Annotated in this window: 16 protein-coding genes; 10 read left to right on the top strand and 6 right to left on the bottom strand. The window is 70.3% G+C overall.

Annotated features, from left to right (window positions below; translation table 11 throughout):
- Window positions 1-28 precede the first annotated feature (28 nt).
- Window positions 29-1,123 (bottom strand): HlyD family secretion protein, encoded by a 1,095-nt coding sequence (locus D3869_RS21400; RefSeq protein WP_349017883.1) that lies wholly within the window; start codon window positions 1,121-1,123, stop codon window positions 29-31.
- A 318-nt stretch (window positions 1,124-1,441) separates the two neighbouring features.
- On the opposite strand from D3869_RS21400, the gene D3869_RS21395 reads away from it, so the two are divergent.
- Complete coding sequence (locus tag D3869_RS21395; RefSeq protein ID WP_014198285.1) at window positions 1,442-2,062, top strand: TetR/AcrR family transcriptional regulator; 621 nt, start codon at window positions 1,442-1,444, stop codon at window positions 2,060-2,062.
- A gap of 23 nt (window positions 2,063-2,085) precedes the next feature.
- Here the strand turns inward: D3869_RS21395 and D3869_RS21390 are convergent, their stop codons facing one another.
- The gene (locus tag D3869_RS21390; RefSeq protein ID WP_137141813.1) at window positions 2,086-2,760 is read right to left on the bottom strand and encodes a zinc-ribbon domain-containing protein; all 675 of its coding nucleotides are present in this window, start codon (window positions 2,758-2,760) and stop codon (window positions 2,086-2,088) included.
- Window positions 2,761-2,991: 231 nt separating this feature from the next.
- Here D3869_RS21390 and ftsE point away from each other — a divergent pair, with 231 nt between their 5' ends.
- The 7 genes from ftsE to D3869_RS21355 all read left to right on the top strand — a co-directional run bounded on the left by ftsE (window position 2,992) and on the right by D3869_RS21355 (window position 10,203).
- Complete coding sequence (gene ftsE, locus D3869_RS21385; RefSeq protein ID WP_109070314.1) at window positions 2,992-3,672, top strand: cell division ATP-binding protein FtsE; 681 nt, start codon at window positions 2,992-2,994, stop codon at window positions 3,670-3,672.
- A 22-nt stretch (window positions 3,673-3,694) separates the two neighbouring features.
- Window positions 3,695-4,597: a cell division protein FtsX gene (locus D3869_RS21380; protein WP_137141812.1), complete on the top strand. Its 903-nt coding sequence runs from the start codon at window positions 3,695-3,697 to the stop codon at window positions 4,595-4,597.
- 35 nt (window positions 4,598-4,632) lie between these two features.
- Window positions 4,633-5,271 (top strand): YdcF family protein, encoded by a 639-nt coding sequence (locus D3869_RS21375; protein ID WP_137141811.1) that lies wholly within the window; start codon window positions 4,633-4,635, stop codon window positions 5,269-5,271.
- Between the two features lie 13 nt (window positions 5,272-5,284).
- Window positions 5,285-6,067 carry a lysophospholipid acyltransferase family protein gene (locus tag D3869_RS21370; RefSeq protein ID WP_137141810.1) on the top strand — a complete coding sequence of 261 codons (783 nt, stop codon included), beginning with the start codon at window positions 5,285-5,287 and terminating at the stop codon, window positions 6,065-6,067.
- Entirely contained in the window at window positions 6,067-7,050 is a 984-nt protein-coding gene (locus D3869_RS21365; RefSeq protein WP_137141809.1) for an alpha/beta hydrolase family protein, read from the top strand. The genes D3869_RS21370 and D3869_RS21365 overlap by 1 nt, the downstream gene beginning before the upstream one ends.
- Before the next feature lie 130 nt (window positions 7,051-7,180).
- Window positions 7,181-9,496, top strand: a complete 2,316-nt coding sequence (locus tag D3869_RS21360; RefSeq protein WP_137141808.1) for an adenosylcobalamin-dependent ribonucleoside-diphosphate reductase — start codon at window positions 7,181-7,183, stop codon at window positions 9,494-9,496.
- 62 nt (window positions 9,497-9,558) lie between these two features.
- Entirely contained in the window at window positions 9,559-10,203 is a 645-nt protein-coding gene (locus D3869_RS21355; RefSeq protein ID WP_247895827.1) for a DedA family protein, read from the top strand.
- A 24-nt stretch (window positions 10,204-10,227) separates the two neighbouring features.
- Here the strand turns inward: D3869_RS21355 and D3869_RS21350 are convergent, their stop codons facing one another.
- Both D3869_RS21350 and D3869_RS21345 read right to left on the bottom strand, forming a co-directional pair.
- Entirely contained in the window at window positions 10,228-11,178 is a 951-nt protein-coding gene (locus D3869_RS21350; RefSeq protein WP_137141807.1) for a zinc-dependent alcohol dehydrogenase family protein, read from the bottom strand.
- Window positions 11,179-11,264: 86 nt separating this feature from the next.
- Window positions 11,265-12,194 (bottom strand): LysR family transcriptional regulator, encoded by a 930-nt coding sequence (locus D3869_RS21345; protein ID WP_137141806.1) that lies wholly within the window; start codon window positions 12,192-12,194, stop codon window positions 11,265-11,267.
- A gap of 96 nt (window positions 12,195-12,290) precedes the next feature.
- Here D3869_RS21345 and D3869_RS21340 point away from each other — a divergent pair, with 96 nt between their 5' ends.
- The gene (locus D3869_RS21340; RefSeq protein ID WP_137141805.1) at window positions 12,291-13,073 is read left to right on the top strand and encodes an NAD(P)H-dependent oxidoreductase; all 783 of its coding nucleotides are present in this window, start codon (window positions 12,291-12,293) and stop codon (window positions 13,071-13,073) included.
- A gap of 6 nt (window positions 13,074-13,079) precedes the next feature.
- Here D3869_RS21340 and D3869_RS21335 read toward each other — a convergent pair whose 3' ends face one another.
- Window positions 13,080-13,532, bottom strand: coding sequence for a DMT family transporter (locus D3869_RS21335; protein ID WP_137141804.1), 453 nt, complete (start codon window positions 13,530-13,532; stop codon window positions 13,080-13,082).
- 109 nt (window positions 13,533-13,641) lie between these two features.
- The gene (locus D3869_RS21330) at window positions 13,642-14,349 is read right to left on the bottom strand and encodes an AraC family transcriptional regulator (protein WP_247895826.1); all 708 of its coding nucleotides are present in this window, start codon (window positions 14,347-14,349) and stop codon (window positions 13,642-13,644) included.
- A 122-nt stretch (window positions 14,350-14,471) separates the two neighbouring features.
- Between D3869_RS21330 and D3869_RS21325 the strand changes: the two genes are divergently transcribed.
- Complete coding sequence (locus tag D3869_RS21325) at window positions 14,472-16,091, top strand: ABC-F family ATP-binding cassette domain-containing protein (protein ID WP_137141802.1); 1,620 nt, start codon at window positions 14,472-14,474, stop codon at window positions 16,089-16,091.
- Window positions 16,092-16,314 lie beyond the last annotated feature (223 nt).

The raw sequence follows: 16,314 nt of genomic DNA, 5'->3' as shown, positions 1-16,314 counted from the left end.
AGAAAACGGTTTCCGGTGGTCGGCGCGCTTACTTCGACGCGACCGTGCGGCCGGGGACCAGCGCGCCCATGACGGTGCCGGCGCTGTGCGGCTGCTCCTCGGCGCCGCGGGTGTCGACCTCGGCGACCACCGACAGGCCGGGGCGCAGCAGGCCGGACAGCACGCTGTCGCGCGGCAGGGCGATGCGCACGGGCACCCGCTGGACGATCTTGGTGAAGTTACCGGTCGCGTTCTCCGGCGGCAGCAGGCTGAACTGCGAGCCCGACGCCGGGGCGAAGCTCTCCACCCGGCCGAGCAGATGCTTGTCCGGATAGGCGTCCACCTCCACCGTCACCGGCTGGCCGGGACGCATGCGGGCGAGCTGCGTCTCCTTGAAGTTGGCGACCACATAGACGTCGGGCAGCGGCACCAGCGAAAGAAGCTGCACGCCCGGGCGCGCGTACTGGCCGACCTGGACGCCGCGGTTGCCGACCACCCCGTCCACCGGGGCGCGGATGACCGTGTTGTTCAGATCGTTGCGCGCGGTCTGCAGGGCGGCCTCCGCCTGGCGCAGCCGGGCGTCGGTCTCGCTGCGGCTGGCGTTCAGCACGCCGACCTGATCCTGCTCCGCGACCAGCGCGGCGCGGCTGCGGGCGGTCTCAGCCGCCGCCTTGCGCAGGTCGGCGTCGGCCGTCTCGAACTTCTGGCGGCTGGCCCAGCTGTCGCTGGCGAGCGCGCGGGTGCGGTCGAAATCCTGCTGGGCGCGGCGCTGCTCGGCCTCGGCGCTGGCGACCGAGGCGGCGGCCTGATCGATGATCGCCTTCTGGAGCTGCAGCTTGCTGTCGATGGTGCCGAGCGCCGCCTTCTGCGCGGCGACGTTGGCCTCGGCCTCCGCGACCTTGGCGCGGAAGTCCTGGTCGTCGAGGACCGCCAGGACGTCGCCCGCGGCCACCTGCTGGTTCTCCGCCACCCGGACGTCCCGCACATAGGCGGAGACCTTGGGGCTCACCACCGTGATGTCGCTGTGGACATAGGCGTTGTCGGTCGACTCGAAGAAGCGGCCCTCGGTCCACCACTCCCAGCCGGCATAGCCGCCACCAGCCAGCGCCGCCACCGCCACACCCGACAGAACGATCTTCCGCACGGCCTTGACCATCGCAATCCAGCCCACCCGTTTCGATTCGTTCCTGGCCTGGACCGGCTTGCCCGCCGCCCCACCGGAACTGAACCGTTCAGTTTAGTCTTGCGGAAAAATGATCGCGGGCCTACCTGTTGTCAAGAGTGAACTGAACGGTCTAGTTTTAACGTTTGGGATTGTGGTTGAATGCGGAACGCGTTACGGCAGCGGGGACTCGGCGCACGAAGTCCCGCAAGCACCGCCGGCACCGTGGTAGAACAGGACGCAGGGCCGGTTTCAGGACACCCGGCTGCAGGACACCCGGCTTCAGGACATGAGGAACGCATGAGCACGCTGGTCGCCCCCACCCCGGAGGCAGGATCGAAGCCCGCGCAGATCCTGGAGGCCGCCGGAAAGCTGTTCCTGGACCATGGCTACGGCGCCGTCAGCATGGACGCCATCGCCAAGACGGCCAACGTGTCAAAGGCGACCCTCTACGCCCATTTCGGCAGCAAGGACGAGCTGTTCCGCGTCATGGTCGCCCGCGAATGCAAGGGGCAGGCGATGGCCGCCGTCTGCGAGGAGGCCCGCGCGCTCGACATGGCCGACGGTCTGCGCCTGATCGCCCGCCATTTCGTCACGCTGATCCTGTCGCCGCAGGCGCTGGCCGGCTACCGCGTGGTCGTCGGCGAGGCCCACCGCTTCCCCGAGCTGGCGAGCGCCTTCTACGAGGCGGGCCCGGCCCGCACCATGGAGCACATCAGCGCCTTCATGACCGACCTCGACCGCCGCGGCCTGCTGCGCATCCCCGACCCGCAGCTCGCGGCGGAGCAGTTCGTCGGCCTCGTCAAGTCGCACACGCATCTGCGCTTCATGCTGTGCCTGTCCGAACGCCCGACCGAGGAGCAGCTGACCCGGATCGTCGACGGCGCCGTGTCCCTGATCATCCGGGGCTACGCGCCGTAACGGACCTGCGCGCGGCGCGCCCCTCAGCGGCCGCCGTCGAAGGTGATCATGACCTCCAGCACCCCGGCGGCGTCCGCCTGGACATCGCGGAAGGTGGCGATCTCACCGGGAAGGATCTGCGGCGGCACCGGCTCGACGGTCCAGTTCCGCAACGGCTGTCGGTCGGCGCCCAGAGCGGTGACCCGCAGAACCGGCACCGTGCGCAGCGTCTCGGAGACGTTGACGATCTGCCCCTCCACCAGCAGGGCCGCCTTGCCGTCCTCGGCCTTCTGCTCCGAGCGGACGTTCTGAAGCTGGAGGCCGGTGCCCGGCGGTTCCACCGGCAGGCCGACCGTCTCGTAGAACAGCGCGGCCGGAGGCCACAGCCGCACCACGGTGGCGCGGCCGAAGTAGCCGGCGGCGCCGATGGCCAGCAGAACCGCCAGGAAGCTCCCCCAGCCGATCAGGGCGCGGCGCCGCGCGCCCGGTTCCGCCGGGGTTTTGGCCGGAGTCTTCGTCTTGGAGGACGATGTCTTGGAGGATGGTGGCGGGACCGGGTGGAACTCGGTCACCGCGTCGGGAGGAAAGGCGGCTTCATCCTGCGGCGACTGCCACCACATGTGGCCGCATTGGGCGCAACGCACCTTCCGGCCCTGCGGACCGACCGCCGAATCGGCAAGGGTGTACCGTGTGTCGCAGGCCGGGCAGGTGATGATCATAGATGCCGATCGTTGTCACCGAATTTGCAGACTGTCCTTATAGGTAGTCGTGGGGTGTGAAGCAAGGAACGCACGGGCCGTGCGCGCGGCCGCCCCGGACCGCGTCCCAAACCGGATGATCGGCGGGACGGGACGGACGGTGGTGGACGCGCCGGCCCCTGCCGGTGCATTGTCCATCCGCGCACCCGGCGGGACGCCGCCGGGGCCTTCCGTTGCGCCTTTGGTGGGACCGTGATCCGTTTCGAGAATGTGGGACTGCGTTATGGCACCGGACCGGAGGTGCTGCGCGACATCAGCTTCACCCTGCCGCCCGGCTCGTTCCACTTCATGACGGGGGCGAGCGGGGCCGGCAAGTCGTCGCTGCTCAAACTGATGTATCTGGCGCTCCGCCCATCGCGCGGGCTGGTCACCCTGTTCGGCAAGGACATGGCGCGGGTCAAGCGCGCCGACCTGCCGGCGCTGCGCCGCCAGATCGGCGTGGTGTTCCAGGACTTCGCCCTGCTCGACCATCTCTCGGCGCTCGACAATGTCGCCCTGCCGCTGCGCATGGGCGGCGCGCGCGAGTCCGACGTGGTGGAGCACTGCACGGAGATCCTGCGCTGGGTGGGGCTGGGCAACCATCTGAACTCCCTGCCCTCCACCCTGTCGGGCGGGCAGCAGCAGCGCGTCGCCATCGCCCGCGCGGTCATCAACCGCCCGCGCCTGCTGCTGGCCGACGAGCCGACCGGCAACGTCGACGACGGCATCGGCATGCGCCTGCTCTACCTGTTCGAGGAGCTTCACAAACTGGGCACCACCGTGGTCATCGCCTCGCACAACGAGGCGCTGATCCGCCGTTTCGAGCACCCGCGCCTGATGCTGGAGAACGGGCGCCTGCACGTCCTGCCGGCGCACGCCTCGCGCTGGGCGTGACGCGGAGGGAAGGAGACACGCCATGGCCCTGCCGCCGCTGACCCGCCGCAACTCCGACTTGCCGCTGGCCAAGGACCCGACCTCGCGCTTCCTGATGTGGCTGACCGCGCTGATGGTCTATCTGGCGGCGCTGGCGCTGGCCGGGGCGCTGCTCGTCTCCGACATGACCCGGCGCTGGGACAGCGGCTTGGCCGGCGGGTTGACGGTGCAGATCATGCCCTTGCCCGACAGCGCCCACGCTCCCCCGCTGGAGGAGCGGACGGAGGCCGCGCTGACCGTCCTGCGCGCCACCCCCGGCATCGCGACCGCCAACGTCCTGTCCAGTGGCGACGTCGGCCGGCTTCTGGAGCCGTGGCTGGGCAAGGAGGCCGCCGATCCGCTGCTGCCGATGCCGCGGCTGATCGATGTGATGACCAGCGGGCCGGTGGACACGGCGGCGCTGTCGGCGCGCCTGACCTCCGCCGCCCCCGGCGCCACGCTGGACGACCACGCGGTGTGGCTGGCCGACCTGCGCCGCTTCGCCGGGGCGATGCATCTGGCGGCGCTGGGCATCGTGGCGCTGATCGGCGGGGCGGGCGTGATGGCGGTGGTCTTCGCCGTGCGCTCCGGCCTCGCCATCCACCGCCATGTGGTGGAGCTGCTGCACCTGATGGGCGCCACCGACCGCTATGTGGCGCGGCAGTTCGAATCGCACGTCATCGGCCTGACCCTGCGCGGCGGCATGACCGGGCTGCTGCTGGCCGCCGGCACGCTGGCCGGGATCGGCCACGCCGCTGCCGGGCTTCACGCCAGCCTGCTGCCCGACCTCGCCACCTCGCCCTGGTGGGCCGTCGCCGCGCTGGCCGCCGTGCCGCTGGCCGCCTGCCTGCTGGCCGCGCTGACCGCGCGCTGGACGGTGCTGCGCACGCTGGAGTCGATGCCGTGACCGCGCTTCCGCCCCACCCGTCCGGAGGCTGAAGGATGGCGCTTCCCTCGCGGCGCTCGCGGGTCCTGCGGGCTTTCCGACGGCTGCTGCTGCTGGCGATGCTGGGCGGGCTGGTGTGGGTCGGCGGGCTGTTCTGGTTCGCCGCGTCGATCCCCCGCACCCCGCCGCCGCCCGGCAGCGCCGAGGCGACCCGCAACACCGACGCCATCGTCGTGCTGACCGGCGGCAGCGGCCGGCTGAGCACCGGGCTGGAACTGCTGGCCGACGGGCGGGCGCACCGGCTGTTCGTGTCCGGCGTCTACGAGGGGCTGGAGGTGCAGGAGCTTCTGAAGCGCTCCCGCCAGTTCCCCGGCGAGATGGAATGCTGCATCACGCTCGGCTATTCGGCGGACAGCACGATCGGCAACGCCTACGAGACGGCCGACTGGCTGCGCGCCCAGGGCTACGGCTCGATGCGGCTGGTCACCGCCAATTACCACATGATGCGCAGCCTGCTGGAGTTCCGCATGGTGATCCCGGAGGTCGAGGTGGTGCCCCACCCCGTCGCCTCCCCCAACGTGCATCTCAACGACTGGTGGCTGTGGCCCGGCACGGCGAATCTGCTGATGACCGAATACAACAAGTACATTGTGACGCGGCTTCGCTACACGCTTGAGAAGCTGATCGAATCCTGACAAGTTCCCGGCCATGATCTTCCTGCGCTCGCTTGCCTTCAACGTCGCCTTCTATGTGTGGACGGCGGTCGTCTGCGTCGGCCTTCTGTGGATGCTGCTGCTGCCGCGGCGGGGCATGATCCGCGTCGTCATGTGGTATTTCAGCACCGTCTCGTGGCTGGAGCGCACGCTCGCCGGCATCCGCTACGAGGTGCGCGGGCGCGAGCATGTTCCCCAGAGCGGGTCCTTCCTGCTGGCCGCCAAGCACCAGTCGGCCTGGGAGACGATGAAGCTGCACTTCCTCGTCAACGACCCGGCGATCATCCTGAAGCGGGAGCTTCTGTGGATTCCCATCTGGGGCTGGTACGCCGCCAAGGCCAAGATGATCGCCGTGGACCGCGGGGCCAAGGGCCGCGCCGTCGCCTCGATGGTCCGCAACGCCCGCCCGGTGCGGGACGAGGGGCGGCCCATCGTGATCTTCCCGCAGGGCACGCGGGTCGCCGTCGGCGCCTACCGCCCCTACCGGATCGGCGTCGGCGTGCTCTACGACAACCTCGGCATCCCCATCGTGCCGATGGCGCTGAACGCCGGCCTCTACTGGGCGCGCAATAGCTTCATCAAGCGGCCCGGCACCATCATCGTGGAGTTCCTGCCCGCCATCCCGCCGGGCCTCGGCCGCGCCAAGGCCATGAAGGAGCTGGAGGAGCGGCTGGAGGCGGCCACCGACCGGCTGGTCGTCGCCGCGGGCGGCCCGGCCACCGTGCGGCCCAAGACGACGGACGCGGTCGCCGCCCCGGTCACGGAAACCGCCTCCTGATGCGCTGCGGCGGCGCCATCGCCATTCTCGCCGGTCTTGTCCTGGCGATGCCGATGGCGACGGACGCGCAAGCCCAGTCGCAGCCGAGCGCGGAGCGCTTCTCCAACACGGTGGTGGCCGAGGGCGTCACCATCACCCGCGAGGCCTGCGCCACGCTGGAGGCGCAGGAAACCGCCGCCTGGGTCGAGGTGGACGGGCGCGGGGAGTGCCTGCGCTACTACGCGGCGGGCCTGCGCCCCGCCCCCGGCCCCAACCCCATCGCCGCGGCCTGGATGCACGGCGACATCATGGGGTCCAAGCCGACCTCCGTCGGTCATCAGGAGGGGCTGGGCGTCGCCGCCATGATCGACCAGGAGCGGGCGCTGGCGGAGCGGTTCGGCATTCCCTTCCTGTTCCTCGCCCGGCCCGGCGCCTATGGCAGCTCCGGCCGCTTCTGGACGACGCGCCACACGCCGCGCGAGGCGGCGCTGATGAACGTCCTGCTCGACACGCTGAAGGCCCGCTACGGGGTGACGGACTGGGCGTTGGGTGGGCACAGCGCCGGCGGCACGCTGACCGCCGAGTTCCTCGCCCGCCGCAACGATCTGCGCTGCGCGGTCATCTCCTCCGGCGCGCCGGCCTACCGGGCCTATCTGGAGGCGCGCGGACTCCAGAGGGTGCTGGCGCGTCCGCAGGGCTGGTTCGACCCCGCCGACTCGCTCGACCGCATCCCGCGCGCTCCCAAACGCCGCGTCTTCGTCATCGGCGACCCGCGCGAGACCAACATCCCGTTCGACACCCAGCGCGGCTATTACGACGCCCTGACGGCGCGCGGGCACGCGGCGTGGCTGGTGCCGCTGGAGCGGGCGCCCGCCCCGCGCCGCCACAACCTCGTGGACTTCGGCGAGACCGCCCTCGGCCTGTGCGGGTCCGGCGCCGACACCGGGCGGATCCTGGCGACGCTCAAGGCCATGCCGGACCAGCGGGACCGCATCAGCAATTGACCGACGGAACGCAAGAGGAACGTCTGGCCCTCCCCCACGGTTGACCCCCGGAAGGGCGGCACCTACTCTTCGGACATGGCTGTCGGCGGGCCGGCGCCATGGACCGGCCGGCCGCGCGAAGGGAGGACGCATGACGGGGATCGCCGCCATTTCCCAGCGGATCTGGGACATGAAGTACCGCTTCAAGTCCGCTGCGGGCGACCCCATCGACCAGACCGTCGCCGACACCTGGCGCCGCGTCGCCACGGCGCTCGCCGCGCCGGAGGCCGATCCGGCGGTCTGGGCGCCACGCTTCGAACGGGCGCTGTCCCGTTTCGAGTTCCTGCCCGCCGGGCGCATCCTGGCCGGGGCCGGCACCGGGCGGGCGGTGACGCTGTTCAACTGCTTCGTCATGGGGCGGATCGAGGACGACCTCGGCGCCATCTTCGCCCATCTGCGCGAGGCGGCTCTGACCATGCAGCAGGGCGGCGGCATCGGCTACGACTTCTCCACCCTGCGGCCCAAGGGCGCCTTCGTGAAGGGCGTCGGCGCCGACGCCTCCGGCCCGCTGTCCTTCATGGACGTGTGGGACAGCATGTGCCGCACCATCATGTCGGCGGGCGCACGGCGCGGCGCGATGATGGCGACCCTGCGCTGCGACCATCCCGACATCGAGGACTTCATCGACGCCAAGCGCGAGCCCGGCCGGCTGCGCATGTTCAACCTGTCGGTCCTGGTCACCGACGCCTTCATGGACGCCGTTCGCGAGGACCGTCCCTGGCCGCTGGTCTTCGACGGGCAGGTCCACCGCGAGGTGCGGGCCCGCGGCCTGTGGGACCGCATCATGCAGGCCACCTACGCCTATGCGGAGCCGGGCGTCATCTTCATCGACCGGGTGAACGGCCAGAACAACCTGAGCTATTGCGAATCCATCTCCGCCACCAATCCCTGCGGGGAGCAACCGCTGCCCCCCTACGGCGCCTGCCTGCTCGGCTCGATCAACCTCGCCGCCCTGGTGATCGACCCGTTCGAGGAGACGGCCCGGCTCGACACCGACCGGCTGAAGGAGCTGACGGCGCTCGCCGTGCGGATGATGGACAATGTGGTGGACGCCTCGCGCTTCCCGCTGGAGCCGCAGGCGCAGGAGGCCCACGCCAAGCGGCGCATCGGGCTGGGCGTCACCGGGCTGGCCGACGCGCTGATCCTCTGCCGCGCCCGTTATGGCGGCGAAACGGCGGTGGCGCTGACCGACTCCTGGCTGAGGACGATCCGCAACGAGGCCTATCGCGCCTCCGCCCGGCTGGCCGCGGAGAAGGGCGCCTTCCCGCTCTACGACCGCGACGCCTATCTGGACGCCCCGATGGTGCGCGGGCTGGACGAGGACGTGCGCGCCCTGATCGCGGAGCACGGCATCCGCAACGCGCTCCTCACCTCCATTGCGCCGACCGGCACGATCTCGCTGTTCGCCGACAACGTGTCGTCGGGGATTGAGCCGGTCTTCTCCTACAGCTACGAGCGCACCGTCCTGATGCCCGATGGCACCCGCCGGACGGAGGAGGTCAGCGACCACGCCCACCGCCTGTTCCGCGCACGCTTCGGAAGCGATGCCCCCCTGCCCGATTACTTCGTGGACGCGCAGTCGCTGACCCCGGCGGAACATGTGGTGATGCAGGCGGCGGCCCAGCGCCATGTGGACAGCTCCATCTCCAAGACGATCAACTGCCCGGAGGATCTGCCCTTCGACGCCTTCAAGGACGTCTATTGGCAGGCCTACGAACTCGGCTGCAAGGGTTGCACCACCTACCGCCCGAACGCGGTCACCGGTTCCGTCCTGTCGGTGAAGAAGGAGGAGGGCGCGGCCCCGTCTTCAACCCAGGCCCCGACGCAGGCCCCGGCTCACCTTCCCGGCCCAGCCCCGGCGGCCATGGCGTCGTCCAAGCCGCCCGACCGTCCGGAGACCCTGCCGGGGGAAACCTACAAGGTGCGTTGGCCGGACAGCGACCACGCCATGTACATCACGATCAACGACATCGTGGAGAACGGGCGGCGCCGGCCGTTCGAGGTCTTCATCAACTCCAAGAACATGGAGCATTACGCCTGGACGGTGGCGCTGACGCGGATGATCTCCGCGGTGTTCCGCCGCGGCGGCGAGGTCGGCTTCGTGGTGGAGGAGTTGAAGGCGGTCTTCGATCCGCGCGGCGGCGCCTGGATGCAGGGCCGCTACGTCCCCTCCCTGCTGGCCGCCATCGGGGACGTGATCGAACGGCACCTCAAGGCCATCGACCTGCTGCCCGAGGGCGGGACGGCCGGGGGGACGCTGGCGGCGCCCCCAGCCGGCGGGACCCCACCCGGCGGGACGGAGACGGCCGGCCTCCAGCAATGCCCGAAATGCGGCCAGCCCGGCCTGATCCGGCAGGAAGGCTGCGACAGCTGCCTGAATTGCGGCTATTCCAAATGCGGCCCCTGAGGGCGGACCGGTGACGCCGCGGCCGGTCCACGCATGAACCAGGATTTCGAAGAGGAGCTTCCATGAACGACGCGACCCGGACCATGCTCAGCGACGGCGTGGCGCGTTGGGGCGCCTTCATCGAGGCGAACGCGTCCTGGGCGGAGGCGATCCTGTTCCTGTGCGCCTTCGCGGAGTCGCTGGCCTTCGTCGGGCTGGTCGTGCCGGGCGTCGTTCTGCTCACCGCGGGGGGCGCGCTGGTCGCCACCGGCGTCCTCGGCTTCTGGCAGGCCTACGCCGCCATCGCGCTGGGCGCCATCCTGGGCGACGCCTTCTCCTATTGGCTCGGCCGGCTGTTCGGCCATCATGTGCCGCATGTCTGGCCGTTCCGCCGGCGGCCGGAGTTCCTGGAACGGAGCAACCGCTTCTTCCTGCGCCATGGCGGCAAGAGCGTCTTCCTGGCGCGCTTCCTGGGTCCGCTGCGCCCGGTCGTTCCGCTCACCGCCGGGATGATGGCGATGCCCCACCACCGATTCCAGGTCGCCAATCTGGCGTCCGCGGTCATCTGGGCGCCGCTGATGATGGCGCCGGGCATCGCCATGGCCAAAGGGGTCGGCCTCGACGAGCTGCTCACCGGGGGCATGGCGAAGCCCGCGGTGTCCCGGAGCGTGGAGGACGGCCCTTGCGTGCCGGCGCCGCCGATAGCCGGCGAACCGTCGCGCTGCTGATGGGCGCCCCGAGGCCGGGGCCGATCACTCCCCGACGCGGAGGATCACCTTGCCCCGGCCATGGCCCGAATCGAGCCGCTCGTGCGCCTTGGCGACCTCCTCGAGCGGCAGGACGGAATCCACGATGACCTTGGCCTGCCCGCGCTCGAACAGCGGCGCCATCTCGCGCAGCCGCGCGCCTTCGCGCGTCAGGAAGGTGCCGAACAGCGTCTGGTTCTTGGTGTAGAGGGCGCTCAGGTCGCCGGTCGGGTCGAGAATCGTGGCGATCCGGCCGAAGGGCCGGGTGACCTGGGTGCTCAGCGGCACGTTGCCGCCCGCCGTGTCGAAGGCGGCGTCGACCCCGTGCCCGGCTGTCTCGCCGATGATCCGCTCCGCCGCGTCGGCGGCGCGGTAGTCGACCGCCACGTCAGCGCCGAGGTCGCGCAGGGCCGCGTGGTTGGCCGCGCTGGCGGTCGCGATCACGCGGGCGCCCGCCGCCTTGGCGAACTGGATGGCGAAGGAGCCGACGCCGCCGGCGCCGCCGTGGATCAGCACCGTCTCGCCCGGCCGCACCGCCAGACGCCGCACGATCGCCTCCCAGGCGGTGCCGCCCGCCAGCGGGATCCCGGCCGCCTCGATGTGGCTGAGAGTCTCCGGCTTGCGCGCGACGATGGCGGCGGACGCGACGGTGTATTCGGCGTAGCTACCCTTGGGATTGCCGAAAATTTCCGGCGTGTAGAACACCGCGTCGCCGACCGCGAAGCCGGTGACTCCCGGCCCCAGCGCCTCGATGACGCCGGAGACGTCATAGCCCAGCACCGCCGGAAACGGGATGTTCGCCCAGGCGCCGGCCTGCCGGATCTTGGCGTCGACCGGGTTGGTCCCGGAAGCGACGACGCGCACCAGAACCTCGCCGGGGCCGGCCTCCGGACGCTCGATGTCCCGGCGCTCGAACACATCCGGGCCGCCGAACCGTGTGATGACCATCGCGCGCATGGGGTCCTCCATCGTTTCGCGATGAGCCATGTGGATCGCGGCCGACCGGCATCAAGTGGACGCCCGGCCGTGCCGCCTCGCGCCGGTCAGACCCCGGGCGACCGTTCGATCCCCGGAACGCCCAGGATGGCCTCGGCCAGGAAGTCCACCAGCAGCCGGACCCGCGCGATGCCCGACCGCTCCGGCACGATCAGCAGGTTGAGCGGCACTGAGGGCGGCGCGTGGTCCGGCAGGAGAATCTCCAGGCGGCCGTCGGCGAGCAGGTCGTCCACCAGCCAGGCATGGGCCGGGCCGATGCCGCGGCCGGCGAGATAGGCTTCGCGGGCGGCGAGCCCGTGATCGACCCGCAGGCGTCCCCCCAGGGAAACGCTGTGCAGGGCGCCGTCCGGCCCTTCAAGCGTCAACCGGTCGCTGCCCGCGATGTTCGACATGCGGACGCCGTCGAACCCCGCGAGGTCGCCCGGCGTCGCCGGCCGGCCGTGCCGCGCCAGACAGGCCGGCGACCCGACGAGGACGCGCCGGCTCAACCCGAGCGCCCGCCGCTTCAACGTGCTGTCGGTGAGCGGGCCGAGGCGGATGGCGAGGTCGACGCCGTCGCGGACAAGGTCGATGCGCTCATCGGTCAGGCCGAGATCAATGGCGATCTCCGGATGGCGGTCCTGGAAGGCGAAGATCAGCCGGCTGATGTGCCGGACGCCGAGCGCCGCGGTGCAGGACACGCGCACCGTCCCGGCCGAGGCGCGGCCGGTGGCGCGCGCCTCGTCGCCGGCCTGTTCGACGAGGCGCAGGATCTGGACGGCGTTGGCGTAGTAGCGCTCGCCCTCCGCGGTCAGCGTGACGCGCCGCGTGGTGCGGCTGAACAGGGCGACGCCGAGCGCCTCCTCCAGCTCGCGGATGTGGCGGGTGACGCTGGATTGCCCGATCCCCATCTCGCGCGCCACCGCCGACAGGCTTCCCCGTTCGGCGACGCGGACGAAGGTCCGCATGCGGTCCAGCGTGACGTTCGATTGATCCATTTTACGGCAGAGTTCTAACCATTCACCTTGTCTACCGGATTAATCTCCACCCGCATAGCTTGAGGCGCAAGCGTTTCAAGCGAACAGGTGCCTGTGATGAACGTGCTGATTGTCTTTGCCCACCCCGACCCCCGCTCCCTCAACGCCGCCCTGCGCGATGCCGCCGTCGCGGAACTGGAGGCGCAGGGCCACGCGGTGCGGGTCTCCGACCTCTACGCCATGAACTGGAAAGCGGCGGTGGACCACGCCGACTTCCCCAGCCTCGGCGAGGGCGAGCGCCTGAAGGTGGCCGCCGCCTCCGGCGCCGCCTTCGCGGCCGACGCGCTGACCGACGACGTGAAGGCCGAGCAGGAGAAGCTGCTGTGGGCCGACGCGCTGATCCTGCAATTCCCGCTCTGGTGGTTCAGCATGCCGGCGATCCTCAAGGGCTGGGTCGACCGCGTCTACGCCTACGGCCTCGCCTACGGCGTCGGCGAGCACAGCGACCGCCGCTGGGGCGACCGCTACGGCGAGGGCCGCTTCGCCGGCAAGCGCGCCATGCTGGTGGTGACGACGGGCGGCTGGGCCGAGCATTACGCGCCGCGCGGCATCAACGGCCCGATCGACGACCTGCTGTTCCCGATCAACCACGGCATCCTGCATTATCCCGGCTACGACGTGCTGCCGCCCTTCGTCGCCTACCGGGTGGACCGCTTCGACGAGACCGGCTTCGCGCAGGCGGCGGAGCAAGTGCGGGAGCGGATGCGGACGCTGGAGACGACGCCGCCGATCCCCTTCCGCCGCCAGAACGGCGGTGACTATGCGATCCCCAGCCTCGAACTCCGCCCGGGACTGGAAGCCCCCGGCGCGTCCGGCTTCGCCCTGCACCGCACCGTCTGAGAACGCTTACAGCCGGATCAGGACGACGCCGAGGATCAGCGAGGCGGCGCCGGCCAGCCGGGTCGGGCTTATCGGCTGCTGCGGCAGGCCGAGCAGACCGACATGGTCGAAGGCGAGGGAGCCGAGCATCTGGCCGACCACGATCAGCGCCAGCACGGTCGCCGCCCCCAGGCGGGGCACCATCAGGATGGCCGTCCCGATGAACAGCGCGCCGAACAGCCCGCCGGTCCAAGTGACCCAGGATCCGGCCCCGCTCACCGCTTCGGCGAGGCGGGGTCCGGGTGCGAGGAGGGCGACCGCCAGCATCGCCAGCATCCCGACGACGTAGCTGACGAAGCCCGCCCACCAGGGCGAGCCGAGGTCGGCCCGCAGATTGGCGTTGAGGACCTGCTGCAACGCGACGCTGACTCCGGCGCCGACCACCAGGAGGTACGAGACGACGGACAGTGCGGTGGACATGCCATGCTCCCAAGATTGGCTGTGGGCGCGCCGCCGGACCCTTGTCCGTGCGGCGCTCTCGGGCGGATGGATAGCAGGCGGAGCGGCGGCGGTCTGGTACGGATGTGACCTACCCGGCCCGGTAGCGGCCCGGCGTGACGCCGAAAGCGCGGCGGAAGCAACGGCCGAGATGGCTCTGGTCGGTGAATCCGGTGTCCGCCGCGACCGCGGCGATGGGCTCCCCCGCGCGGAGCAGGAGGCGCGCGTCGTTCAGCCGCTCCTGAAGCGCGAAGGCGTGCGGCGGCACGCCGTGCTGCTTGCGGAACCGGCGGGAATAGCCCTCGCGGCTCATTCCGGCGCGGCGGGCCGCCGCACCGACGCTGTCCCACGCGTCGCCCCCCGTGAAGGCGGATGCGGGCTCCACCCCGGTCCCGCTGGAGCGGCAATGGTCCTCGGCGATCCGCGTTAGGTCGGTCCAGCCCAGCCCGCCCGTCCTTCGCCAGTGCCGGGCCAGCCCGGCGATCACGTCCGGCGCGGCGTACAGGCCGGGCGGCGTGTAGAGATTGATGCAAACGACCTCGTCCGCCCCGCACAACGAGCGGTGCGGCAGGCCCGCCGCAATGTGCATCCCATCACCGGGACCGGCCTCGCACACCTCCCCCTCGATGACGAAGCGCCGCCGCCCGGCGAGAACGAAGGTCAGCTGATCCTCGCGATGGAAATGCACCGGCAAGGCCACGTCGAGCCCGCGCACGGTCCCAAGCTCGACGATGCTGCTTCCGTTGGGGCGCCAATAGCCCCAAACCTGCGGACGCCCCATGACGGCAATCCTTCCCATCGACCTGTCTCCGGACGGCGATTTTCGCATGGCGCCGATCTGGACTCCATCGCACCGCACATCCTGTGGCATAAGAGCCCCCGCCACGCCATGGGAACAACGCCGCAGGAACGCAGCCGCACATGATCCGCTTCGACAACATCAGCAAGCAGAATGGTCACCGAATCCTCTTCCTCGAAGCATCGGCGGCGTTGAACCGGGGCGAAAAGATCGGGCTGGTCGGTCCCAACGGGGCGGGCAAGACGACGCTGTTCCGCATGATCACCGGCGAGGATTTGCCGGACACCGGTCAGGTGGCGATCGAGAAGCAGGCGACCATCGGCTACTTCAACCAGGACGTCGGCGAGATGTCCGGCCGCTCCGCCGTCGCCGAGGTGATGGACGGCGCCGGCCCGGTCAGCACCGTCGCCGCGGAGCTGGCCGAGCTGGAGGCCGCCATGGCCGACCCCGACCGCGCCGACGAGATGGACGCCATCATCGAGCGCTACGGCGAGGTCCAGGCCCGCTTCGACGAGCTGGGCGGCTACGAGCTGGAGGGCAAGGCGCGCGAGGTGCTCGCCGGCCTCAGCTTCAGCCAGGAAATGATGGACATGGACGTCGGGATGCTGTCCGGCGGCTGGAAGATGCGCGTGGCGCTGGCCCGCATCCTGCTGATGCGGCCCGAGGTCATGCTGCTCGACGAGCCGAGCAACCATCTGGACATCGAAAGCCTGATCTGGCTGGAAGGCTTCCTGAAGGGCTTCGAGGGCGCGCTGCTGATGACCTCGCACGATCGCGAGTTCATGAACCGCATCGTCAACAAGATCATCGAGATCGACAGCGGATCGCTGACCAGCTACTCCGGCGACTACGGTTTCTACGAGCGCCAGCGGGCGCTGCGCGAGAAGCAGCAGGAGGCGCAGTTCGAGCGCCAGCAGGCCATGCTGGCCAAGGAGCTGAAGTTCATCGAGCGCTTCAAGGCCCGCGCCTCCCACGCCAGCCAGGTCCAGAGCCGGGTGAAGAAGCTCGACAAGATCGAGCGATTCGAGCCGCCCAAGCGCCGCCAGATCGTGACCTTCGACTTCCCGCCGGCCCCGCGCTCCGGCGACGACGTCGCGGTGCTGAAGAACGTGCACAAGGGCTATGGCAGCCGGACCATCTACGAGGGGCTGGACCTGACGATCCGCCGCAAGGAGCGCTGGTGCGTCATGGGCGTCAACGGCGCCGGCAAGTCGACCCTGCTCAAGCTGGTGGCCGGCGCGACCGAGCCGGACAACGGCACCGTCACGGTCGGCGGCAGCGTGCGCATGGGCTATTTCTCCCAGCACGCCATGGACCTGTTGGACGGCGACAAGACGATCTTCGAATCGCTGGAGACCTCTTTCCCGCAGGCGAGCCAGGGGGCGCTGCGGGCGCTGGCCGGCTGCTTCGGCTTCTCAGGCGACGATGTGGAGAAGAAGTGCCGCGTGCTGTCCGGCGGCGAGAAGGCCCGGCTGGTCATGGCGATCATGCTGTTCAACCCGCCCAACTTCCTGGTGCTGGACGAGCCGACCAACCACCTCGACCTCGACACCAAGCAGATGCTGATTTCGGCGCTGGGCGCCTATGAGGGCACCATGCTGTTCGTCTCGCACGACCGCCATTTCCTCGCCGCCCTGTCGAACCGGGTGCTGGAGCTGACGCCGGAGGGCATCCACCAGTACGGCGGCGGCTACACCGAGTATGTGGCGAGCACCGGGCAGGAAGCGCCGGGCATCCACTGATAATAGCCCTCTCCCCCCGCTCACGCGCAAACGAAGTTTGCGCTGACGCGACAGGCGGACCCTTGGTCCGCCGAAAGCGGGGAGAGGGTTGGGTGAGGGGGCCTTTACGCCCGGCAGGGTGGAGAGAAACTCTTGGGACGCTTACGTAACGCGCCTTCGGCGCCCCCCTCATCCTAACCTTCTCCCCAGGGGGGAGAAGGAAACCCGATGGCAACAAGCGGCT

It is taken from the genome of Azospirillum brasilense (assembly GCF_005222205.1).
GTDB classification, from domain to species: Bacteria; Pseudomonadota; Alphaproteobacteria; order Azospirillales; family Azospirillaceae; genus Azospirillum; species Azospirillum brasilense_G.
The sequence above is the reverse complement of the archived record's forward strand: the minus strand, read 5'-3'. Positions and strand labels throughout refer to the sequence as shown.